This is a genomic window from Homoserinimonas flava (genome assembly GCF_054969005.1).
This window is the reverse complement of sequence record NZ_JBUEQS010000003.1, coordinates 275725-296537: the sequence shown is the minus strand read 5'-3', so window position 1 is coordinate 296537 and position 20813 is coordinate 275725. Positions and strand designations below refer to the sequence as shown.

22 protein-coding genes are annotated in these 20813 nt (G+C 67.4%); 16 read left to right on the top strand and 6 right to left on the bottom strand.

Annotated elements, in window-relative coordinates; all coding sequences use genetic code 11:
* Positions 1-10 precede the first annotated feature (10 nt).
* From fgd to ACY48M_RS10135, 8 genes are all read left to right on the top strand, one after another.
* Positions 11-1015, top strand: a complete 1005-nt coding sequence (gene fgd / locus ACY48M_RS10170) for a glucose-6-phosphate dehydrogenase (coenzyme-F420) (RefSeq protein ID WP_462820171.1) — start codon at positions 11-13, stop codon at positions 1013-1015.
* Positions 1016-1221: 206 nt separating this feature from the next.
* Positions 1222-1995, top strand: a complete 774-nt coding sequence (locus tag ACY48M_RS10165) for an electron transfer flavoprotein subunit beta/FixA family protein (protein ID WP_462820170.1) — start codon at positions 1222-1224, stop codon at positions 1993-1995.
* Between the two features lie 11 nt (positions 1996-2006).
* Positions 2007-2978, top strand: a complete 972-nt coding sequence (locus tag ACY48M_RS10160; RefSeq protein WP_462820169.1) for an electron transfer flavoprotein subunit alpha/FixB family protein — start codon at positions 2007-2009, stop codon at positions 2976-2978.
* Positions 2975-3904 (top strand): cytochrome b/b6 domain-containing protein, encoded by a 930-nt coding sequence (locus ACY48M_RS10155; RefSeq protein WP_462820168.1) that lies wholly within the window; start codon positions 2975-2977, stop codon positions 3902-3904. Before ACY48M_RS10160 ends, ACY48M_RS10155 begins: the two co-directional genes overlap by 4 nt.
* The gene (locus ACY48M_RS10150; protein WP_462820167.1) at positions 3904-4671 is read left to right on the top strand and encodes a 3-hydroxyacyl-CoA dehydrogenase; all 768 of its coding nucleotides are present in this window, start codon (positions 3904-3906) and stop codon (positions 4669-4671) included. The genes ACY48M_RS10155 and ACY48M_RS10150 overlap by 1 nt, the downstream gene beginning before the upstream one ends.
* 129 nt (positions 4672-4800) lie before the next feature.
* Positions 4801-5802: a TIGR03557 family F420-dependent LLM class oxidoreductase gene (locus ACY48M_RS10145; RefSeq protein ID WP_462820166.1), complete on the top strand. Its 1002-nt coding sequence runs from the start codon at positions 4801-4803 to the stop codon at positions 5800-5802.
* On the top strand, positions 5802-6575 hold the full coding sequence (locus ACY48M_RS10140; protein WP_462820165.1) for a coenzyme F420-0:L-glutamate ligase: 774 nt from the start codon (positions 5802-5804) through the stop codon (positions 6573-6575). Before ACY48M_RS10145 ends, ACY48M_RS10140 begins: the two co-directional genes overlap by 1 nt.
* A 35-nt stretch (positions 6576-6610) precedes the next feature.
* A complete protein-coding gene (locus ACY48M_RS10135; RefSeq protein WP_462820164.1) occupies positions 6611-7057 on the top strand; it encodes a nitroreductase family deazaflavin-dependent oxidoreductase in 447 nt (148 codons plus the stop codon).
* Between the two features lie 26 nt (positions 7058-7083).
* On the opposite strand, the gene ACY48M_RS10130 is transcribed toward ACY48M_RS10135, so the two are convergent.
* The gene (locus ACY48M_RS10130) at positions 7084-7821 is read right to left on the bottom strand and encodes an ion transporter (RefSeq protein ID WP_462820163.1); all 738 of its coding nucleotides are present in this window, start codon (positions 7819-7821) and stop codon (positions 7084-7086) included.
* A gap of 179 nt (positions 7822-8000) precedes the next feature.
* Between ACY48M_RS10130 and ACY48M_RS10125 the strand changes: the two genes are divergently transcribed.
* The gene (locus ACY48M_RS10125) at positions 8001-8444 is read left to right on the top strand and encodes a DUF305 domain-containing protein (RefSeq protein ID WP_462820162.1); all 444 of its coding nucleotides are present in this window, start codon (positions 8001-8003) and stop codon (positions 8442-8444) included.
* A gap of 60 nt (positions 8445-8504) precedes the next feature.
* Here the strand turns inward: ACY48M_RS10125 and ACY48M_RS10120 are convergent, their stop codons facing one another.
* The 5 genes from ACY48M_RS10120 to ACY48M_RS10100 form a co-directional block, all read right to left on the bottom strand.
* Positions 8505-8963: a hypothetical protein gene (locus tag ACY48M_RS10120; RefSeq protein WP_462820161.1), complete on the bottom strand. Its 459-nt coding sequence runs from the start codon at positions 8961-8963 to the stop codon at positions 8505-8507.
* 94 nt (positions 8964-9057) lie between these two features.
* Complete coding sequence (locus ACY48M_RS10115; RefSeq protein ID WP_462820160.1) at positions 9058-9885, bottom strand: ABC transporter ATP-binding protein; 828 nt, start codon at positions 9883-9885, stop codon at positions 9058-9060.
* Entirely contained in the window at positions 9876-10934 is a 1059-nt protein-coding gene (locus tag ACY48M_RS10110) for a putative F420-0 ABC transporter permease subunit (protein ID WP_462820159.1), read from the bottom strand. Before ACY48M_RS10110 ends, ACY48M_RS10115 begins: the two co-directional genes overlap by 10 nt.
* The gene (locus ACY48M_RS10105; protein ID WP_462820158.1) at positions 10931-11962 is read right to left on the bottom strand and encodes a putative F420-0 ABC transporter substrate-binding protein; all 1032 of its coding nucleotides are present in this window, start codon (positions 11960-11962) and stop codon (positions 10931-10933) included. The genes ACY48M_RS10110 and ACY48M_RS10105 overlap by 4 nt, the downstream gene beginning before the upstream one ends.
* Positions 11963-12100: 138 nt before the next feature.
* Positions 12101-13471 carry an aminotransferase-like domain-containing protein gene (locus tag ACY48M_RS10100; protein ID WP_462820157.1) on the bottom strand — a complete coding sequence of 457 codons (1371 nt, stop codon included), beginning with the start codon at positions 13469-13471 and terminating at the stop codon, positions 12101-12103.
* A gap of 159 nt (positions 13472-13630) precedes the next feature.
* Here ACY48M_RS10100 and ACY48M_RS10095 point away from each other — a divergent pair, with 159 nt between their 5' ends.
* From ACY48M_RS10095 to ACY48M_RS10065, 7 genes are all read left to right on the top strand, one after another.
* Complete coding sequence (locus ACY48M_RS10095) at positions 13631-14479, top strand: nitrilase-related carbon-nitrogen hydrolase (protein ID WP_462820156.1); 849 nt, start codon at positions 13631-13633, stop codon at positions 14477-14479.
* A gap of 10 nt (positions 14480-14489) precedes the next feature.
* On the top strand, positions 14490-15923 hold the full coding sequence (gene hydA, locus ACY48M_RS10090) for a dihydropyrimidinase (protein WP_462820155.1): 1434 nt from the start codon (positions 14490-14492) through the stop codon (positions 15921-15923).
* Between the two features lie 25 nt (positions 15924-15948).
* Positions 15949-16977: a TIGR03842 family LLM class F420-dependent oxidoreductase gene (locus ACY48M_RS10085; protein WP_462820154.1), complete on the top strand. Its 1029-nt coding sequence runs from the start codon at positions 15949-15951 to the stop codon at positions 16975-16977.
* On the top strand, positions 16974-17897 hold the full coding sequence (locus ACY48M_RS10080; protein ID WP_462820153.1) for an ABC transporter permease: 924 nt from the start codon (positions 16974-16976) through the stop codon (positions 17895-17897). The genes ACY48M_RS10085 and ACY48M_RS10080 overlap by 4 nt, the downstream gene beginning before the upstream one ends.
* Entirely contained in the window at positions 17894-18760 is an 867-nt protein-coding gene (locus tag ACY48M_RS10075) for an ABC transporter ATP-binding protein (RefSeq protein WP_462820152.1), read from the top strand. The genes ACY48M_RS10080 and ACY48M_RS10075 overlap by 4 nt, the downstream gene beginning before the upstream one ends.
* Positions 18760-19524 carry an ABC transporter permease gene (locus ACY48M_RS10070; protein ID WP_462820151.1) on the top strand — a complete coding sequence of 255 codons (765 nt, stop codon included), beginning with the start codon at positions 18760-18762 and terminating at the stop codon, positions 19522-19524. Before ACY48M_RS10075 ends, ACY48M_RS10070 begins: the two co-directional genes overlap by 1 nt.
* 83 nt (positions 19525-19607) lie before the next feature.
* Positions 19608-20753: an ABC transporter substrate-binding protein gene (locus tag ACY48M_RS10065; protein WP_462820150.1), complete on the top strand. Its 1146-nt coding sequence runs from the start codon at positions 19608-19610 to the stop codon at positions 20751-20753.
* Positions 20754-20813 lie beyond the last annotated feature (60 nt).

The window sequence follows — 20813 nt, the reverse complement described above, 5'->3', positions numbered from 1 at the left end:
GCGTGTGCCCATGCTGAAACTGGGTCTCAAAGCGTCTGCCGAACAGTTCGCCCCACGCGAACTCGTCGAACTCGGGGTGCTCGCCGAGCACCACGGCTTCGACAGTGTCACGGTGAGCGACCACTTTCAGCCGTGGCGGCACAACGGCGGGCACGCCCCCTTCTCCCTCGCGTGGATGACGGCGGTCGGCGAGCGCACCGAGCGCATCACGATCGGCACCTCGGTGATGACGCCGACGTTCCGCTACAACCCGGCGGTCGTCGCGCAAGCATTCGCGACCATGGGCTGCCTCTACCCCGGGCGCATCATGCTCGGCGTCGGCACCGGCGAAGCCCTCAACGAGATCGCGACCGGGTTCGCGGGCGAATGGCCCGAATTCAAGGAGCGGTTTGCGCGGCTGCGCGAAGCCGTCGATCTCATGCGCCAACTCTGGAGCGGCGATCGGGTCGACTTCAAGGGCGAGTACTACCGCACTGCCGGCGCCTCCATCTATGACGTGCCTGACGGCGGCATCCCCGTCTATGTGGCCGCTGGCGGCCCTGTTGTCGCGCGCTATGCGGGGCGGGCCGGCGACGGCTTCATCTGCACCTCCGGCAAAGGCATGGAGCTCTATACCGACAAACTCATGCCCACAGTTGCGGAGGGCGCCGAAAAGGCCGGCCGCAGTGTCGACGACATCGACCGGATGATCGAAATCAAGCTCTCCTACGACACCGACGCCGAGACCGCCCTCGAGAACACCCGGTTCTGGGCGCCCCTCTCCCTCACACCGGAGCAGAAGCACTCGATCGAGGACCCCATCGAGATGGAGGCGGCGGCGGATGCCCTCCCCATCGAGCAGGTCGCCAAACGGTGGATCGTCTCGAACGACCCCGAGGAGGTTGTCGAGCAGGTGCGCCCGTACGTCGAAGCCGGGCTCAACCACCTCGTCTTTCACGGGCCGGGGCACGACCAGCAGCGCTTCGTCGAACTGTTCGAGCGGGACCTGGCGCCGCGCCTGCGCGAGCTCGGCTGAGCTCCGTCGCGGATCGCGGCGGGCCGGACCACGCACGCGTCGGGAGCGGCACGCACTGCATCGCCCAAAGATGGGCGCGTGTGCGCGGCATCCGTTCACGGTCGTGCCAAACAATGTGGGGCGCGCAGTCGGGGTCGATAGATTGAGGCGAGCGTGAGCCATTCGCTCGCACTGCGGTCAACGATGACGAACAGAAGGAGTGGCCGATGAAGATTGTCGTGCTCATCAAGCAGGTCCCAGACACCTATGGGGACCGCACACTCACCCCGAAAGGCATTGTTGACCGGGAGGCGAGCGACGCCGTCATCGATGAGATCAGCGAGCGCGCGCTCGAGGTGGCACTCCAGCAGAAGGATGCCGACAAGGGCACCGAGATCGTCGTGCTGTCGATGGGGCCAGACTCGGTCACCGCGGCACTGCGCAAGGCCCTGTCGATGGGCGCAGACGCTGCCGTCCACGTGGTCGATGACGCGCTCGCCGGGTCGGATGCCGGGTGGACCGCCGCGACGATCGCCGCCGCCGTGCGCAGCATCGGTGACGCCGATCTGGTGATTGCGGGCGACGCCTCGACGGATGGCCGTGGCGGGGTCATCCCGGCGATGGTCGCCGAGCACCTCGGATTTTCGTGCCTTTCGGCGGTTGATGATCTCGCGATCGGTGCGACCGTGAGCGGCAGCCAGGCGACCGAGACTGGCACCCGCACGGTGCACGCCGCGCTGCCCGCGATCGTCTCGATCACGGAGAGCGCCGATGAGGCACGCTTTCCCAACTTCAAGGGCATCATGACGGCGAAGCGCAAACCGCTCACTGCGCTCTCGCTCGCCGACCTCGGGCTCGACCCCGCGTTCCCCGGTCTCGCGAAGTCGCTCGTCGTGAGCACGACCGAGCGCCCTGCCCGCGCCGCCGGCCACAAGGTCGTCGACGAGGGCAATGCCGCCGACGAACTCGTCGAGTTTCTCGCCGCCCAGCGACTGATCTAAGGAGCCCCACGATGTCGAACATCCTCACATTCATCGAGGTCTCGCCCGCCGGTGAGATCAGCTCGTCTGCCGGCATGCTGCTCACCGCGGCAGCCAGCCTCGGCACCCCAGTCGCGGTCGTCGCGACGGCCCCCGGCGTCGGTGCCGGCCTCGTCGAGCGGCTCGGCCGTCTCGGTGCCCAGCAGGTGCACATCGTCGAGACGGATGCCGCGGCCACGACGGTCGCGACCGCCCAGGTTGCCGCACTCGCGTCGGGGGTGGCATCCCTCGCGCCCGCCGCCGTGCTCGTGGCGAACTCGCCCGATGGTCGCGAAGTTGCCGGTCGCCTGGCGGTGCGCATGGGCGGCGCCCTGCTTGTCGACGCGATTGGGGTGCGCGCCGATGGCGACCGCATCGTTGCGACGCACTCCGTGTTTGGCGGTTCCTACACGGTCGAGGCGGTCGTCGAGGGCGGGCTGCCCATCGTGACGGTGCGCCTCGGCGCGGTCGAGGGCTCGGCACCCTCCGCGAGCGCCGAGGTGACGAGCGAGACGATTGAGGTTGAGACCGCGACATCCGCCGTCATTGATGCGGTGAATGATGCCCCGGTCACTTCGACGCGACCCGAGCTCCGCGGGGCGCAGAAGGTTGTCTCGGGTGGGCGCGGCTTGGGGTCGAAAGAGAACTTCGTGCTTGTCGAGCAGCTCGCTGATGCGCTCGGTGCGGCGGTCGGCGCCTCGCGGGCCGCGGTCGACGCCGGGTATGTGCCGCACTCGTATCAGGTGGGGCAGACGGGCATCACGGTCGCGCCGCAGCTCTATGTGGCGCTCGGCATTTCGGGTGCCATCCAGCACCGCGCGGGCATGCAGACGGCGAAAACAATCGTCGCGATCAATAAGGACGAGGATTCGCCCATCTTCGATATCGCCGATTTCGGCATCGTCGGCGACATCTTCGAGATCGTGCCCAAGGTTGTCGCGGCCCTGGAGGCGCGCGCGAAGTGAGCACACAGAAAACCACGAAGCCGGGTTCGCGCAGCAGATGGTTCCCGCTCGTCTGGATTGTGCCGGCGGCGCTGGTCGCGCTTGCCGCGGTGGTGCTGCTCGCGCAGTGGCTGCGCACGCTGCCGGAGGTGCAGTCGTTCCTCGCCGATTATCCCGGTGAGGTGGCGCCGCCGGAGGGCACCCCGGTGGGGTTTCCGGCCTGGCTGAACTGGTCGCACTTTCTCAACAGCTTGCTCATTTTGCTCATTATTCGCACCGGCTGGCAGGTGCGCACGACCCAGCGACCCGCCGCCCACTGGACCCGCAACAACACCGGGCTCATCCGCACGAAGGGCAAGCCCACCAAGATCAGCCTCGACCTGTGGCTGCACCTCACACTCGACGCCCTCTGGGTGCTCAACGGCATCGTGTTTTTCATCCTGCTGTTCGCCACCGGGCAGTGGCTGCGGGTCGTGCCGACCACGTGGGAGCACGTGCCCAACGCGATCTCGGCGGGCCTGCAGTACGCCTCCCTGAGCTGGCCGCACGAGAACGGCTGGGTCAACTACAACAGCCTCCAGCTGATCGCCTACTTCGTCACCATCTTCGTCGCGACACCGCTCGCAATCGCCACCGGCCTTCGCATGTCGGAGGCGTGGCCCAAGGATGCCGCGATCAACAGGCTCTACCCCGTCGAGGTCGCGCGGGCCATCCACTTTCCCGTCATGCTCTACTTCGTCGCGTTCATCATCGTGCACGTCACCCTCGTGCTCACGACGGGGGCACTGCGCAACCTCAACCACATGTACGGGGCGCGCGACGACGACAGCTGGGTCGGATTCTGGTTCTTCATGGGCTCGATCGTGGTCATGGCAGTGCTGTGGCTGCTCGCACGGCCGCTCTTCTTGCGGCCCATCGCCTCCCTCACCGGCAAGGTCTCGAAATAATGGATGTCACGTCGACGGTCGCCCTCGTCACCGGCGGGGCCTCCGGGCTCGGGCTCGCGACCGTGCGGCGCCTCCACAGCGGCGGCGCCTCCGTCGTCATCGCCGACCTGGCGGGGTCGGCGGGCGCCGACGTGGCACGCGAGCTCGGGGCGCGTGTGCGATTCGTCGCGTGTGACGTGCGGGACGAGGCATCCGTCGCCGCAGCGGTCGACACCGCAAGCGAACTCGGCGGCCTCGACGTGGTCGTGAACTGTGCTGGCGTTGCGAACGCCAAGCGGGTCGTGGGCAAGGAGGGGGCGTTGCCGCTCGCCGACTTTCAGCGGGTTATCGACATCAACCTCGTCGGCACGTTCAACGTGATCCGCCTCGCGGCGGCACGGATGATCGAGACGCCAGGCGACCCGGACGCCGAGGAACGCGGTGTCATCGTGACCACCGCCTCGGTCGCCGCATTCGACGGGCAGATCGGCCAAGCCGCCTACTCGGCATCAAAAGCGGGCGTCGCCGGCATGACGCTGCCCATCGCGCGTGACCTCGCCCAGCACCGCATCCGGGTCGTGTCGATCGCACCCGGACTCTTCCACACCCCCATGTTTGAGTCGCTGCCGCCCGACGCGATCGCCTCGCTGGGCAAGCAGACGCCGCACCCCGCCCGGCTCGGCAAGCCAGAAGAATATGCGAGCCTCGTCGCGCACATCATCGACAACCCCATGCTCAACGGCGAGACCATCCGGCTTGACGGCGCCATCCGCATGGCGCCGCGGTAGGGGTTGGGGTGACCCCGCCGGTTGAGTAGCGAGCGCCAGCGAGTGTATCGAAACCGCCTACGCTAAGCAGTCCTGGTTTCGATACGGCCGCGGGCGGCCTACTCAACCAGCGAGTGCGAGGATTCTCCTATGACCCCAGCCCTGCAAGTCGGGTATGCCGCGATGCTCGAGCAGTTCGCGCCGAGCGAGGCGGTTGCGCTCGCGGCGCTCGCCGAACAGCACGGTTTCACCGGGGTCATGGCCGCCGACCACTTTCAGCCGTGGGTGCCCGCGCAGGGGGAGTCGTCGTTCGTGTGGAGCGTGCTCGCGGCGATCGGGGAGCGCACTGCGGGTGATTTTGGGCCGGTGACGGCGCCGACGTTCCGCATGCATCCGGCCGTCGTCGCGCAAGCCTCCGCAACCCTCGCGGCCATGTACCCGGGCCGGCACTGGATCGGCGTCGGCTCGGGAGACGCCCTCAACGAGCACGTCGTCGGCGAGTACTGGCCCGAAGCACCCGAACGCATCAACCGCATGTTCGAGGCGGTCGAAATCATCAGCAAACTCTTCACGGCGTCACTCGCCGGCCGCGACGCCAAACACGCGGGGCAGTTCTTCAAACTCGAGTCGTCACGCCTCTGGACCATGCCGGCCGTCGCCCCCCAAATCCTTGTCGCCACCTCGGGCCCCGTGACCGCAAAACGGGCGGGCCGCGTCGCCGACGGCCTCATCACGGTCGGCGCCCCCATCGAGAAACTCGCCACCCTGCTCGCGCGCTTCGACGAGGGTGCGCGCGCGGCCGGGCGGGACGCGGCATCCGCCCCCCGCGTGCTGCGACTGCACCTCAGCTGGGCCCCCACCGACGAGGAGGCCACCGCGAACGCCCTGCGCGAATGGCCGAACGGTGGTATGCGGTTCTCGCACGCCGACATTCGCTCGCCCTTCGAGTTCGAGCAGCTCGCGCGCATGGTGCGCCCGGAGGACTTCGAGGGACGGATGCTTGTGAGCGCCGACCTCGACGCCCACCGAGCGCACATTCAACGCCACGTCGACCTCGGGTTCGACCGCATCTACCTGCACAATGTCGGCCGCAACCAGCGGGAGTGGATCGAGGCCTTCGGCCGCGACGTGCTGCCGAAGCTGGTGCGCTGATGGAGGCGCATGGGCCGGTATTCGGGCTTTCGGTTTTCGGGCTCACCGGCATCGGGGAGGTGCGGCAGGGCGACGACCTTGCGGCGCTCATCCTTGCGGCGGCGGGCGGGCAGCTGCGCGATGGCGACATCCTCGCCGTGACAAGCAAAATCGTGTCGAAGGCGGCGGGCCGCATCGTCGCCGCCGCCGACCGCGAGCAGGCGATCACCGACGAGACGGTGCGCGTGGTGGCGAGTCGCGAGCATCCGGGCGGGGTGACTCGCATCGTCGAGAACCGGCAGGGTCTCGTGATGGCGGCGGCGGGGGTCGACTCGAGCAACACCGAGGAGGGCACGGTGCTGCTGCTGCCCGTCGACCCGGATGCCTCAGCCCTCACGCTCTGCCGCGAACTGCGTGAGGCGACCGGCGTGCGGGTCGGCATCATCATCACCGACACGGCCGGCCGGCCGTGGCGTCAAGGGCAGACCGACATTGCGATCGGCGCTGCCGGCGTCGCCGTGCTTGACGACCTGCGCGGCACGACGGATGCTGCGGGTCGGCCGCTCACCGTCACGGTCGCCGCCCTCGCGGACGAAGTGGCGGGTGCCGCCGACCTCGTGAAAGGCAAAACGAGTGGCATGCCGGTCGCGGTCGTGCGCGGGCTCGGGCGTCACGTCGGGGAGCTCGACCTGCCGGGGGCCCGCACGCTGCAGCGGCACGGCGACGCCGACATGTTCAGCCTCGGCACGGCGGAAGCGTTTGCGGCAGGACGCAATTCGGTGGTTGAGCGCTGAGGGAATTCCCGGCCTGGCGTGCTGTTATCGTCACCATGCCACTCACGGGAGAATACGAACCGAGCACCTCCGCCCGCACGCGCGAGCAGGTCGAACTCTACGAGCGGTCGGGCGGCACCGAGGGTGGAACCCTCGAAAACACCGGCCTTCCCGTCGTCATCGTCACCTCGGTGGGGGCGAAGAGCGGCAAGCTGCGCAAGACCGCACTCATGCGCGTCGAGCACGAGGGCGAGTATGCGCTCGTCGCATCGATGGGCGGGGCGCCGAAGCATCCGGTCTGGTATTTCAATCTCGTGGCAGACCCGCACATCGAACTGAAGGATGGCGCCGACCGCGCCGACTATGAGGTGCGCATCGTCGAGGGTGACGAGAAGGCGGCGTGGTGGGAGCGTTCCGTCGCGGCCTTCCCCCCGTATGCCGAGTATCAGGCCACCACCGACCGCGAGATCCCCCTCTTCGTGGCGCGCCGCATCACCGACTGAGCGCGTCGCGACGCGCTGGAGTGTGCTCACGATCGCGGTGCTGGCTGGTACGCCTCCGCATCTCGGCCGACCGCGGCATCCCGTGCCGCGCGTTCGTTCTCGCCGCGGAGGAAGAAGGCGCCGAGGGATCCGGCAAGGGCCGCGAACACGACGACCGAATACACCGCGAGTGGCACCTTCACGAATCGACTCGAGACTGAGTCGTCGGAGATGCCGCCCCCGGTGATGGTCGCCATTGCGGCTTCGTAGAGCGCATCACCGTAGCGTTCGTAGGTGCCGAACAGGTAGAGGAGTTGGCTGGAGACGAGGACGACGACGAGCGTCACCGCCGCCAGCCAGGCGATTCGGCTGGTGAGCAGCCGCGCGGCGGAGCGGGTGCCACGGACTCCCGCGGAGATGACGCCACCGAACCGTGCGACGCGCGTCAGGCGCAGCAGCCTGAGCGATTGGAGAGCGCGGAAGAACCGCAGGAACGGAACCAGCAGGAAGACGACCTGCCACCAGTTCCTCCTCCAGAATCTCGGCTGGAAGCCGGCGATGTAGGCCCGAAGCAGAAACTCGGTGACGAAAACTGCCCAGAACAGCCAGCCGAGAATGCTCAGGGCCGTGAGGAGGCGGGGGTCCTCCGCGAGCAGCTGCCCGAGCACGACGAAGAGAAAGATGATGCCGAGCACACCCATCGGGCGATCGAGACGCGCCGCGAACGACTCCGCGCGCGAGAGTTGCTCCTCGGGTGCGAGCTCCGTCGCCCCCGGTCGGGTCATTGCTTCACCCGGTCGAGGTGGGCGTCTGCGCCTGACCCCACCAGAGTCGTGTGGATGATGTCTGCCCAGTTGTCGAACCGCATACCACCGGCCTACCACGGTGGCCTCCGAGCGGCATGCACGTGCGAGGATGCGGAAACGGGGGTAGCGTGCACCGCACTGTCGAAGGAGGAGACGTGATGAAGTCGATGTATTCGAAGTTTGGGCTCACCCTCGCCATCAGTTTCGTGGCGATGTACTTGTTGACGTTCTCGATGGTGGCCGAACCCGGTCACATTTTCCTTAACCTCAGCAACACCTACATGGCCGTCATGATGGTCTCGTTTATGGGGCTCCTGATGCTCCTCGTGATGTGGTCGATGTTCAAGAACCGCACCGCGAACCTGTTCCTGATCGGTTTCTTCAGCGTGCTCTTCGTGGGCAGCCTGCTGATGGGTCGCGCCCAGACGTTTATCGGGGACGACGCGTTCTTGTATTCGATGATTCCGCACCACTCTCGCGCCATCCTTGTCTGCGAGGGGGCAAGCCTCGACGACCAACGCATCATCGACCTGTGTGACCGCATTGTCGAGACGCAGCGAGAAGAGATCGCCGAGATGGAGGGCCTGATCGAGTCGCGCTAGCCGGGCGTGGCGCTCTCACGATCTACGCTGGCGCTCGCTCCTGAGTCGGCGGATGTCGCGTCACCCGTCTTCGCCGAGCTCCTCGGGCGTGGCCTCGTGGTGGCGACGCCCGTGCGTGCGCCGATCCTCTTTCATCTCGGCCTCGAAGAGGTGGCGACGCCCTCCGGCCAAGCGCTCGCGAGCATCCTGTTCGGCAGCCTTGAACGCGGCGTAGTACGTGTCGTCGTAGTCTTCGACGATTTGGAACGTCCAGCGGCCGGCGAGCACGTTCCGGCCAACGAGGTCCCGCTCGATGTCGTCCGCGATGGCGTCATGGCCGGCCTTGCGGAGCGCCTCGACCGCCTCGCCGAGGTGCAGGTCGGCGGTGCCGGTGAGCCGATGAAACCCGTAGAGCAGCCCCCGCGCGTGCTCGACCACTTCGAGCGCCTCCGAGAGCTTGCCGAGCGCCTCGACTGTCGCGTCGTCGAGCCCCTCAGGGCGCTGGTGGGCGGCATCCGGTCCTGTTTCGTGTGCACTCATGCGTCGAATCCTGCCCCTGCCGCCCGAGAATTCACCCACTTGCGCCCTGAGGTCTGGGTGAGCGGAGCGGGTGGGGGCGGGTCGTGCGATCGCGCTAGGAGAACACGATCACCGGATGCCCCGTGCGCGGGTGTTCGACCACGTCGCAGTCGACGCGGTACACGGCGCTGATGGTGGCAGGTTGCAGCACCTCGCGAGGCGTCCCGGAGGCGACGAGTCGCCCGCCGTCGAGCAGCAGGATGCGGTCGCAGTGGGCGGCGGCGAGCGTGAGGTCGTGCAGCGCCATGATGGCGGTAACCCCGAGCCCGCGAACCTGCCGCAGCAGGGCGAGCTGGGCGTGCACGTCGAGGTGGTTGGTGGGTTCGTCGAGCAGCAGCACGCCGGGCTGCTGCGCGAGCGCCCGCGCGACCTGCACCCGCTGCTGCTGCCCTCCGCTGAGGGTGTGCCAGTGCCGATCGGCGATCTCCGCAACCCCCGCAGCCTTGAGCGCCGTGTCGGCCGCCGCGAGGTCGCTGGGCCCGCCGAAGCCACCGAGCAGTCCGCTGCGGTGCGGGATGCGGCCGAGCAGCACGACGTCGCGCACCGTGAGGTCGACGGATGGTGCGGCATTCTGTTCGAGGAGTGCGATGCGCTTGGCACGCTCACGCCGTGGCACGGTCGACAGGTCGTCGCCGTCGAGGGTGATGGTGCCGGCATCTGCGGCCGTGATGCCGCCGATGATGCGGAGCAGGCTCGATTTGCCTGCGCCGTTTGGCCCGAGGAGGCCCGTGACGAGCCCGCCCGGCGCGGTCGCGGTGATGTCGCTGAGGATGCGCGTGCCCTCGATGCTGAATGACACGTCGTGGATGCCGACGCCTGCCGCGGGCCCGACCACGCCGTCCGCGGCACCGCCGGGGCTGCCGACGCTGCGATTCACGCCCATGTCGCCCCCCTGCGCCGCGTGAACAGGGCCACGAAGACGGGCACGCCGATGACGGCCGTGATGATGCCGACGGGGAGTTCGCGCGGGTCGAAGACCGTGCGGGCGAGCGTGTCGGCGATGACAAGAAAGAGGGCGCCGACAACCGCGACAAGCGGGAGGAGTCGGCGGTGGGAGGGGCCGCTGAGACTCCGCACGAGGTGGGGCAGGATGAGGCCGACGAAGCCGATCGCACCACTCACGGCGACCATCGCGCCGGTGAGCAACGCGACTCCGGTGAGCAGCATCCAGCGGGTTGCGCCGACGTTGATGCCGAGCGACGCGGCCGCCGTGTCGCCGAACGTGAAGGCGTCGAGCCGCGGGGCGGAGAGCACGATGCCCGTGCCGACGATCACGAGCGCGACAACCGAGATGGTGAGGGTCGACCAGTCGCTGCCGGCGAGTGAACCGAGCAGCCAGTTGAGAATCTCGCGGTACGAGTCGCCCTGCGCCGACCAGAAGATCACGAAGGATGTCGCGGCACCCGCGAGCTGCGCGATCGCAAGCCCGGCGAGCACGGCGCGGCCAGGGGTGATCGCGCCACCTGCCCTGGCGATGGCGAGCGACGCGACAAGCGCCGCGAGCGCCCCCACGAATGCCGCCACCGGCAACGCGACCGAGATGCCGACCACGAGCACAAGCACGGCCCCGAACGATGCGCCGGAGGAGAGGCCAAGCAGGTAGGGGTCGGCGAGCGGGTTGCGCGTGACGCTCTGCATGACGGCACCGCTGAGCGCGAGCCCCGCCCCGACGGCAGCCGCCGTGAGCACGCGCGGCAGGCGCAGCTCCCACACGATCGAGTCGGTGAGGGGGGAAATGCTCGCGGCGGGCAGCCCGAGGTGGCCGGCGGCACTCGCAACAACATCGGCGATGCGGATGTCGGCCGGCCCGATCGTCACCGCGATGGCCGACACCACGACGAGCGCGATGACGGCAACAAGAAGCCCGACGAGGTAGCGGGTGCGCCCCGAACGTCGTTGCCCCGTCGCCTGTTCGCTCGCCCCCGCGCTCACCAGCCGAGCGCCTCCAGCTGCGTGATGGCGGTGCCTGCCGCCTCGACGTTGCGGATGCCGGCTTCGGTTGCCGCGAACGGCAGGATGACGTAGTTGCCGTCGCGCACGGCCGTGAGTCCCGCGGTCGCGGGGTGGGCTTCGAGGGTCTCGATCTTCGACTCGGCCGTGTTCCAGCTCGAGTCGACGAGCACGATAACGTCGGGGTCGGCTTCGACGACGGTCTCCCAACTCACCGAGGTCCACGAGTCGTCGACGTCGCCGAAGATGTTGTCGAGCCCCGCGGCATCCATGATCATTTGCGGCGCACCGATGCCGGCGCCGACATAGGGGGTGTCGCGTCCGCTCGAATACCAGAGGGCGCTCGGCTGCCCGTCGACCGGTTCGAGCGCCTCGAGTGCTGTCTGCTGCGAGGCGATGAGTTCGGTTGCGGCGTCGCGGGCGTCGAAGAGTTCGCCGGCCTCGGCGATTTCGTCGAAGAGCACATCGAAGGTGAGCGGGTCTGGCCGGTAGCCTTCGCCCCGGCAAGCGGCCGGCGAGACGTAGGTGGCGACGCCGAAGTCGGCGAGCTGTTCGCGTTCGCCCGCGCCGTCGTCGCTGAAGTTCGACTCCCAGCCGGCATAGACGAGGTCTGGTTCGAGCGCGAGCACCGCCTCCTGCCCCGGCACACCCTCGCTGATAATCTCGAGGTCGGCCTCGAACTCGTCTGGAACCGGGCCGTCGAGTGCCGCTGCCCCGACGATGCTGTCGCCGAGCCCAAGGGCCAGCAGCAGTTCTGTCGTCGACGATTTGATCGTGACGATGCGTTCCGGTGCCGCGTCGAGCGTGACCTCGGTGCCGCAGTTGTCGACCGTGATGGGGTAGCCGGCCGAGGCGGAGGGTGCGGCATCCGGGTCAGCGTTCGCTTCGGCGCCGCAGCCGGTGAGGGCAAGCAGGGCGACGGATGCCGCGGCAATGGTCGCAGCGCGGCGTTGTGAATAACGCTGCTGCGATGGACGCCGCTGCGAAGAAGGCCGTTGGGGGGTGATCATGGTGAGCTCCACTGGTGGGGTGCGGGCGGGCACGCCGGGAGACCCCGGCGAGGGGGACGCGGCATGATGCCGGTGAACCCACTGCCCAAATCCCGGACAGCTCACCCGGTCACAGCCGACCGGTGGTCTGGTGAAAGCCTACGCCCACCGTGTTTCGAGCGTGTGACTCGCCAGCGCGTGAGGTCGCGCGGCGGAGGCGAGCGCTTCGGCGACCGTCTCGACATCATCCACGAGCGCGCCTGCCGTGACCCTCACGTGGTGGTGCTGGTCGTCTGGCGACGGCATGAATGGGCTCCCGGCGGCGACCCGGATGCCGTGGGCTGCGAGCTGCAAAATGGCGTCGCGTTCGTCGTCGACCGCGAGCCACAGGTTGATGCCGTCCGGCTGCTCGACGTGGAGACCGTGATTGCCGAGGGCGGTGACAAGCGCTGACTGCCGCCTGGCGTACAGCCGCCTCGCGTGTGCGACATGATCGATCGAGTCGGCGCTGACGAGCAGTTCGTGCAGGATCGTCTGCAGCATGCGACTCGTCCAGCCGGGCCCGAGCATCCTCCGCGCCACGATGGTGTCGATGATGGCGGTCGGGCCGCCGAGCGCGGCGATGCGCAGGTCTGGTCCGTGCGACTTTGAGTAGCTGCGGATGTGGAGCACGCGCTCGGGCAACCAGCGCCCGAGACTCACGTCGAGTGCCGTGCTGATCTCGCCGGAGTGGTCATCTTCGATCACGATCGTGTCGGCGCTGCGTCGGCCGGCAGCGAGCAGCCTCGCGAGTTCGGCGGCACGGTCGCAGGTCATCGATGCGCCGGTCGGGTTGTGGGCGCGAGGCTGCAGGATGACCGCTGACGGGCCCTGCCGCAGCGCAGCGGCGAACGCGGCGGGGTCGAAACCGTCCGCATCGACGGGCACCGGAATGCGTTCGAGACCGAGCTGGTCGAGCAGGTCGAAAAAGGGCGGAAAGCCGGGCGATTCGACGATGACGCGGTCGCCGAACCTCGTGACCTGTTCGAGGCTTCGCGAGAGGGCGTCGAGAGCGCCGTCAACGACCGTGATCGATTCGACCGCGTATGGCCACGATGCCTCGAGCACGGCGTGCAGTTCGGGGATGACCGGCAGGTCGTGGTAGCTGTCGGTCGTGGCGCGCTGCGACACCCTGGCGAGGGCGGGTCCGAGCGCTGGCAGGAGGAGAGGGTCGGGGGTGCCGCGGGAGAGGTCGACCCTGGCGTCGATCGATCGACCCGCCATGACCTGGCTGCGGGCGGGGAGCCAACGCCGCGGGGTGTCGAGCACGAACGTGCCGCTTCGCCCACGAGAGACGATGAGCCCGGCTGCGGCGAGCGCCTGCCAGGCGGAGCTGACGGTCGCGGGGCTCACACCGAGTCTGCTGGCGAGTTCGCGAACGGTGGGGAGGCGGTCACCAGGTGCCAGACGACCAACGGTGATGAGTCGACCGATCGCCGCGGCGATTCCCGTCGGGGTCGGCGTCTCGATCGCATCGAGAAGTTGCTGCATGAGAGAAGAGTCCCACGAACATCCGTCGCGCATCGGCCAGGGGCCCGATCATTTACCGCCCGGACACAACGGGAAACCAATCAGAAATGTTCATTGCAAAGAATCACAGAAGAGGGTCATGCTGGCTCAACACCGTTTCCAACGCACCGGAGGTCCACGATGACCGTAGTTCGCGCAGCAATTACGCAGACCACCTGGACGGGCGACACAGAGTCGATGATCCAGAAGCACGAGCAGTTCGCGCGGGATGCGGCCGCCGACGGTGCGCAGATCATCTGCTTTCAAGAGCTGTTCTACGGCCCGTACTTCGGCATCACCGAAGACAAGAAGTACTACCGCTACGCCGAGCCAGCAGACGGCCCCATCGTGCAGCGTTTCGTGGCCCTCGCAAAGGAGCTGAACCTCGTGATGATTCTCCCCATCTATGAGGAGGACATCACGGGCGTCTACTACAACACCGCGGTCGTGGTCGATGCCGACGGCACCATTCTCGGCAAGTACCGCAAGCATCACATCCCGCACCTCGACCGCTTCTGGGAGAAGTTCTACTTCCGCCCGGGCAACCTCGGCTACCCCGTGTTCGACACGGCCGTCGGCAAAGTCGGCGTCTACATCTGTTATGACCGCCACTTTCCAGAGGGATGGCGCGAGCTCGGGTTGAACGGCGCACACATGGTGTTCAACCCCAACGCGACCAAGCCGGGTCTCTCGAACCGCCTCTGGGAGGTCGAAGGGCCGTGCGCCGCCGTCGCCAATGGCTACTTCGTGCTGCAGCCCAACCGGGTCGGCCGCGAAGACAACGAGTACGGCGAGCTTGCCGTCGACTTCTACGGCACGAGCCAGGTCATTGACCCGCGCGGCAACTTCGTCGGAGAGAAGGGCTCGGGTGAGCACGAAGAGATCATGATCCGCGATCTCGAGCTCGACATGGTGCAGCAGATGCGCGACGACTGGCAGTTCTATCGCGACCGCCGCCCCGACTCGTACACCAGCATCCCGAAGCCGTAGGGAGAACACCATGAAGACTCTCATCAAGAACGGCACGGTCGTCTCGGCGACCGGCCGCGTGCAGGCCGATGTGCTGATCGACGGCGAGACGATCGCCGCCGTGCTCGCGCCCGGCTCCGTTCTGCTCGGCACCGACCTGAGTCTCGGCGTCGACACCGTGATCAATGCCGCCGGCAAGTACGTGATCCCCGGCGGTGTGGATGCCCACACCCACATGGAGTTGCCGTTTGGTGGCACCGCGGCATCCGACACCTTCGAGACGGGGACCCGCGCCGCAGCGTGGGGTGGCACGACGACGATCATCGATTTCGCCGTGCAAACCTACGGCCAGCGGGTCATGGACGGCCTCGCGGCGTGGCACGAGAAGGCCGCCGGCAACTGCGCGATCGACTACGCGTTCCACCAGATCATCGGCGATGTCACCGACGACTCGCTGCAGGCGATGCGTGCGCTGCCAGAGGAGGGCATCTCGAGCTTCAAGCTCTTCATGGCCTACCCGGGCGTCTTCATGTCGGATGATGCGCAGGTCTTCAAGGCGATGCAGGTCTCGGCCGACACCGGCATGATGACAATGATGCACGCCGAGAACGGCCCCGTCATCGACGTCATGGTGAAGCAGTTGCTCGCGCAGGGCAAGACCGACCCGTACTATCACGGGGTCGCCCGCGCCTGGCAGATGGAGGAGGAGGCGACGCACCGCGCGATCATGCTTGCCAACCTCACGGGTGCCCCGCTCTATGTGGTGCACGTGAGCGCGAAGCAGGCGGTCGAGCAGTTGGCGGCGGCGCGCGATATTGGGCAGAACGTGTTCGGCGAGACGTGCCCGCAGTACCTCTACCTCTCGCTCGAAGACCAGCTCGGTGCGAAGAGCGACGAGTTCGGTGCATTCGAGGGTGCGAAGTGGGTGTGCTCCACCCCGCTGCGCTCGAAGCATGAGGGGCACCAAGACCACATGTGGCAGAGCCTCCGCACGAACGACATCCAGATGGTCTCGACCGACCACTGCCCGTTCTGCATGAAGGGGCAGAAGGAGCTCGGGCTGGGCGACTTCTCCAAGATCCCGAACGGCATCGGCTCGGTCGAGCACCGAATGGACCTGCTCTACCAGGGCGTTGTCGACGGGCAGATCAGTCTTGAGCGCTGGGTCGAGATCACCTCGACGACACCGGCGCGCATGTTCGGCCTCTACGGCCAGAAGGGGGTCATCCAGCCGGGAGCCGACGCCGACATCGTCATCTACGACCCCGAGGGCCACACCTCGATCGGTGTCGACAAAACGCACCACATGAACATGGACCACTCGGCGTGGGAGGGCTTCGAGATCGACGGTCACGTCGACACCGTGCTGTCGCGCGGCAAGGTCGTGATCGATGGCGACGAATATCTCGGCAGCAGGGGTGATGGTCGCTTCGTGAAGCGCGGCCTCAGCCAGTACCTCATCTGACACACCGCCCGAACGAAGGAAGCACATGGATTTCGGAGCAGTACTCCAGACCAACCCGCCGTCGGCGCGCACCGTGCAGCTCGCGAAGCTCGCCGAAGCGCACGGCTTCAGCCATGTGTGGACCTTCGACTCGCACCTGCTCTGGCAGGAGCCCTATGTGATCTATTCGCGCATCCTCGCCGAGACCGACAAGGTCATCGTCGGCCCCATGGTCACCAACCCGGCGACGCGTGACTGGACGGTCACAGCATCCACCTATGCAACCCTCAACGAGATGTACGGCAACCGCACGATCTGCGGCATCGGCCGTGGCGACTCGGCGGTGCGCGTCACGAACGGGGCACCGACGACGCTGAGGACGCTCCGCGACTCGATCCACGTCATCCGTGAACTCGCCAACTCCCGCGCGGTCGAATACAACGGGGCGACCCTGCAGTTTCCGTGGAGCCGCGGCTCGCAACTCGACGTGTGGGTTGCCGCCTACGGCCCGCTCGCCCTCAAACTCACGGGCGAGGTCGGCGACGGCTTCATTCTGCAGATGGCCGACCTCGACGTGGCCGAGTGGATGATCACGACGGTGCGGGATGCCGCGGCAAACGTCGGCCGCGACCCCATGTCGATCAAATTCTGTGTCGCCGCCCCCATGTATATCGGCGACAACACTGAGGAGGCGCGCGCCCACATGCGCGACCAGTGCCGCTGGTTTGGCGGCATGGTCGGCAATCATGTCGCCGACATCGTGAAGAAGTACGGCGAGGGGTCGGCGGTGCCGAAGGCGCTCACCGACTACATCAAGGGTCGTGAGGGCTACGACTACAACGAGCACGGCCGTGCGGGCAACACGCACGCCGATTTCGTGCCCGACGAAATCGTGGACCGCTTCTGTGTGCTTGGCACGGCATCCGATCACATCGAGAAGCTGAAGGCGCTCGCCGAGTTGGGGGTCGACCAGTTCGCCGGCTACCTCCAGCACGACAACAAGGAGGAGACGATGCGCGTCTACGGCGAGACCGTCATCCCCGCGCTGTCGGAGCACATCGTGGCGAAAGCATGACCGCGGGCGTCATCACGACCCCGTCGCTGCGGCGGCGGAAGGGTGCGCCGAGCCGTGAGATCGCGCGCTGGATCGCTGGTGCCGCCGGAATTTTCATCGTCGCTGCCGTGTGGGAGCTCTACAAGGCGTTCGGCCCGGCCGACGGTCTCGTCATTGCGGGCACAAGGGTGCTGCCGCGCACGAGCGATCTCGCCATGCCGCACCTGTGGGACATGGCCTCGCGACTTGTCGAGCCGACCACGCGCGCGGAGTCGGCGAATCTGCTCATCGTCGACATCGCATCAGCTGCCCTCCTCACCCTTGGCATCGCGGCGGCGGGGTGGCTTATCGCCCTCGTTGTCGGGTTCGGGCTTGCGCTCGCTATGCAGCGCTGGCGTCTCGCCGAGTACGGCCTGCTGCCGTGGATCATCCTCAGCCAGACCATCCCCCTCATCGCCTTCGCGCCCGTCGTGCGGAGCTGGGGTTCGCGCATCGAGATCGGTGCCTTCGAATGGCAGGACTGGATGTCGGTGGCCGTCATCGCCTCCTACCTCGCGTTTTTTCCTATCGCCGTCGGTGCGCTCAAAGGCCTCCAGTCGCCCGACGCGATCCACGTTGAGCTCATGCACACCTACGCGGTGGGCTGGTGGGCGACCCTCGTGCACCTGCGGCTGCCAGCCGCGGTGCCCTACCTGCTGCCCGCCCTCCGCCTTGCGGCCGCCAACGCGGTCGTCGGCGCTGTTGTCGCCGAAGTTTCGACCGGCCTGCAGGGTGGCATCGGCCGCATCCTCATCCAATATGCGGGGCAGGCGAGCGGCGACCCGGCCAAAGCGTGGGGGCCCATCTTCGGGGCGATCGCCCTCGGGCTCATCGCGGCCGGATCGATCGCGCTCCTCGGGGCGATGCTTGGCAAGTACCGACGAGTGGAGGTCACCGCATGACGAATGCGCCAGCACAGCAGCCAGACCAACCGGGCGCGCCCGAGACGGATGCCGTCACTATCAGCGGCGTCGACAAGACCTTTGCGACGCGCGGCGGCCTCGTGCAGGCCCTCGAAGCGATCGACCTCACGGTTGCGGCGGGCGAGTTCGTGTCTCTCATCGGGCCGTCGGGCTGCGGCAAGTCGACGCTCATGCGGCTCATCGCCGATCTCGACCAGCCGACCGCCGGCACCGTCACGGTGTTCGGCAAGGCGGCAAAGGATGCCCGCCTCGCGCAGGATTACGGCATCGCCTTTCAGCAGGCCGGGCTGTTGCCGTGGCGCACGGTCGCCGAAAACATCGAGTTGCCCCTCCGTCTCCATGGCTCGGATGCCACGGCTCGCCGTGCCCGCGTCGCCGAGCTCATCGCGATGGTGGGGCTCCACGAGTTTGCCGACCGCTACCCCGATCAGCTATCTGGCGGCATGCAGCAGCGCGTCGCGATCGCGAGGGCGCTCGCCGAGAAGCCGCGACTGCTGCTCATGGACGAGCCGTTTGGCGCGCTCGACGAGATGACGCGCGAGCGCATGCAGTCCGAGCTGGTGCGCATTTGCGCCGAAACGGGTGCCGCCGTGGTGTTCGTGACCCACTCGATCCCCGAAGCCGTGTTCCTCTCCGACCGCGTCGTCGTCATGTCGCCGCGGCCCGGACGCATCCAGCAGATCGTGCCGATGCGGCTCGCCGCAACGGCAGACCGCGGCGAGGGCCTGCGCGAGGAGAGCTCCTTCTTCGAGATGATCACCGCGGTGCGCGAAGCGCTCCACGCCGGCTCGCCCAGCGCATCCGGCCCCATCGCATCCATTCGCGGGGTGGAGACCCGCTGATGAACGCGCGAACCGATGCCACCACGCGGGTGCTCGCCCCCGTCGTCGTGGGGCTCGTCGTGCTCGGCGGCTGGCAGCTTTTGGTCACGGTCGGCGGCATCAGCGACTACCTCCTGCCGAGCCCCGCCGCGATCATCGGACAGGTGGCCGAGTTCGGGTCCTCAATGCTCAGTGCCGGCGTCATCACGGGGGGTAACGCGCTCGTCGGCCTTGTGGCGGGCGCAGTCGTCGGCATCCTCGTTGCCCTCATCGCGGCGGCAAGCCGCATCGCCGACCACATGGCCGCCCCGATCGTCGCTGCGCTCGCCGTCATCCCCATCGTCGCGCTCGCCCCCGTGCTCAACACCATGTTCGGCGCCGACTCGCAGCTCGGCCGTCAGATCATCGCGGCGCTCGCCGTGTTCGTGCCCGTCTTCATCAACACGCTCCGCGGGCTCCGCCAGGCGCTCCCGGTGCACCTCGACCTCATGTCGGCCTATGCGGCGAGCCCGTGGCAGATCATGCGCACCGTCACCCTGCCGACGGCGACACCGTTTGTCTTCACGGGCATCCGCATTGGAGCGTCGCTCGCGGTCATCTCCGCCCTCGTCGCCGAATATTTCGGCGGGCCGCGCGGCGGTCTCGGCGGACTCATCTCCACCTCCGCCGCGTCGAGCGCCTACCCGCGAGCCTGGGCCTATGTGCTCGTGTCGATCGCGCTGGGCCTCGTCTTCTACCTTGTCACGCTCACCGTCGAGCGGCTCGCCTCAAGGAGGCGCAGCTGACCTGAGCGTCCTCGCGCCCGCCGGGCCCGACGGTCGAACACCGCACCAACCCTGAACACCGATAGTGATCTGAAAGGACCGACATGATTCACAGCAAACGCCGCATCGCGGCAGCAGCATCCGCGTCACTCGCGGCCGCACTCGTGCTTTCGGCATGCTCTGGCACGACCGACGATGGGGGCGATGGCGACGGCGAAGAGCTCACCCAGATTTCGCTTCAGCTCCAGTGGCTTCCGCAGGGCCAGTTCGCCGGCTACTTCGCCGCGCAGGAGCAGGGCTACTTCGAGGAGGCCGGGCTCGAGGTTGAGATCATCCCAAGCGGTGGCGACATTGTGCCGCAGGATGCCCTCGCCAACGGTGACGTCGACTACGCGATCGCCTGGGTGCCGAAGGTGCTCGGGTCGATCGAGGCGGGTGCCAACGTCACCAACATTGCCCAGATCTTCCAGAAGTCGGGCACGCTGCAGGTCTCGTGGGCCGACTCCGGCATCGAATCGGTCGCCGACTTCGAGGGCAAGAAGATCGGCTCGTGGGGCTTCGGCAACGAGTGGGAGATCTTCGCCGCCATGGCGGAGGAGGGTCTCGACTCGTCGACCGTGGAGATCATCACGCAGGACTTCAACATGAACGCCTTCCTCTCCGGCGACATCGATGCGGCCCAGGCGATGACCTACAACGAGTACGCGCAGCTGCTCGAGACGGTCGACCCCGAGACGGGCGAGCTGTACACGGAGGATGACTTCAACGTGATCAGCTACGAAGACACGGTTGGGGCGATGCTCCAGGATGCAATCTGGGCCGACACGGAGCGCCTCGAAAGTGACGAGGAATACCAGGAGACAACCGTCGCGTTCCTCAAGGCGGTCATCAAGGGCTGGGTCTACGCGGCCGAAAACCCGGAGGAGGCGTCGCAGATCACGATCGACGCCGGCTCCGGCTGGGGCCCGAGCCACGAGCTGTGGATGGTCAACGAGACCAACAAGCTCATCTGGCCGGCAGAGAACGGCATCGGCTACATCGATGAGGCAGCGTTCGATGCCACCGTGGAGGCGGCGCTCAGTGCCGTGAACGAGACCGGCGCGAGCCTCATCACGGAGGAGCCGCCGGCATCCGCCTGGACCAACGAGTACATCGAGCAGGCGCTCGCTGAACTCGAAGAAGAGGGCGTCGACGTCACCGGTGAGAACTTCACCCCCATCGACGTCGAACTGCTTGAGGGCGGAAACTAGTTCAACGGCGGTATCTCGCACTACCGGCCGGGCGATCCTTCGGGGTCGCCCGGCCACCCA

Coding starts and splice junctions, on each gene's coding strand:
- ACY48M_RS10150 (WP_462820167.1), top strand. CDS start 3,904: ATGGATGTCACGTCGACGGTCGCCCTCGTCACCGGCGGGGCCTCCGGG.
- ACY48M_RS10140 (WP_462820165.1), top strand. CDS start 5,802: ATGGAGGCGCATGGGCCGGTATTCGGGCTTTCGGTTTTCGGGCTCACC.
- ACY48M_RS10145 (WP_462820166.1), top strand. CDS start 4,801: ATGACCCCAGCCCTGCAAGTCGGGTATGCCGCGATGCTCGAGCAGTTC.
- ACY48M_RS10120 (WP_462820161.1), bottom strand. CDS start 8,963: ATGAGTGCACACGAAACAGGACCGGATGCCGCCCACCAGCGCCCTGAG.
- ACY48M_RS10075 (WP_462820152.1), top strand. CDS start 17,894: ATGACGAATGCGCCAGCACAGCAGCCAGACCAACCGGGCGCGCCCGAG.
- ACY48M_RS10080 (WP_462820153.1), top strand. CDS start 16,974: ATGACCGCGGGCGTCATCACGACCCCGTCGCTGCGGCGGCGGAAGGGT.
- ACY48M_RS10085 (WP_462820154.1), top strand. CDS start 15,949: ATGGATTTCGGAGCAGTACTCCAGACCAACCCGCCGTCGGCGCGCACC.
- ACY48M_RS10115 (WP_462820160.1), bottom strand. CDS start 9,885: ATGGGCGTGAATCGCAGCGTCGGCAGCCCCGGCGGTGCCGCGGACGGC.
- hydA (WP_462820155.1), top strand. CDS start 14,490: ATGAAGACTCTCATCAAGAACGGCACGGTCGTCTCGGCGACCGGCCGC.
- ACY48M_RS10095 (WP_462820156.1), top strand. CDS start 13,631: ATGACCGTAGTTCGCGCAGCAATTACGCAGACCACCTGGACGGGCGAC.
- ACY48M_RS10130 (WP_462820163.1), bottom strand. CDS start 7,821: ATGACCCGACCGGGGGCGACGGAGCTCGCACCCGAGGAGCAACTCTCG.
- ACY48M_RS10105 (WP_462820158.1), bottom strand. CDS start 11,962: ATGATCACCCCCCAACGGCCTTCTTCGCAGCGGCGTCCATCGCAGCAG.
- fgd (WP_462820171.1), top strand. CDS start 11: ATGCTGAAACTGGGTCTCAAAGCGTCTGCCGAACAGTTCGCCCCACGC.
- ACY48M_RS10165 (WP_462820170.1), top strand. CDS start 1,222: ATGAAGATTGTCGTGCTCATCAAGCAGGTCCCAGACACCTATGGGGAC.
- ACY48M_RS10135 (WP_462820164.1), top strand. CDS start 6,611: ATGCCACTCACGGGAGAATACGAACCGAGCACCTCCGCCCGCACGCGC.
- ACY48M_RS10100 (WP_462820157.1), bottom strand. CDS start 13,471: ATGCAGCAACTTCTCGATGCGATCGAGACGCCGACCCCGACGGGAATC.
- ACY48M_RS10125 (WP_462820162.1), top strand. CDS start 8,001: ATGAAGTCGATGTATTCGAAGTTTGGGCTCACCCTCGCCATCAGTTTC.
- ACY48M_RS10065 (WP_462820150.1), top strand. CDS start 19,608: ATGATTCACAGCAAACGCCGCATCGCGGCAGCAGCATCCGCGTCACTC.
- ACY48M_RS10070 (WP_462820151.1), top strand. CDS start 18,760: ATGAACGCGCGAACCGATGCCACCACGCGGGTGCTCGCCCCCGTCGTC.
- ACY48M_RS10160 (WP_462820169.1), top strand. CDS start 2,007: ATGTCGAACATCCTCACATTCATCGAGGTCTCGCCCGCCGGTGAGATC.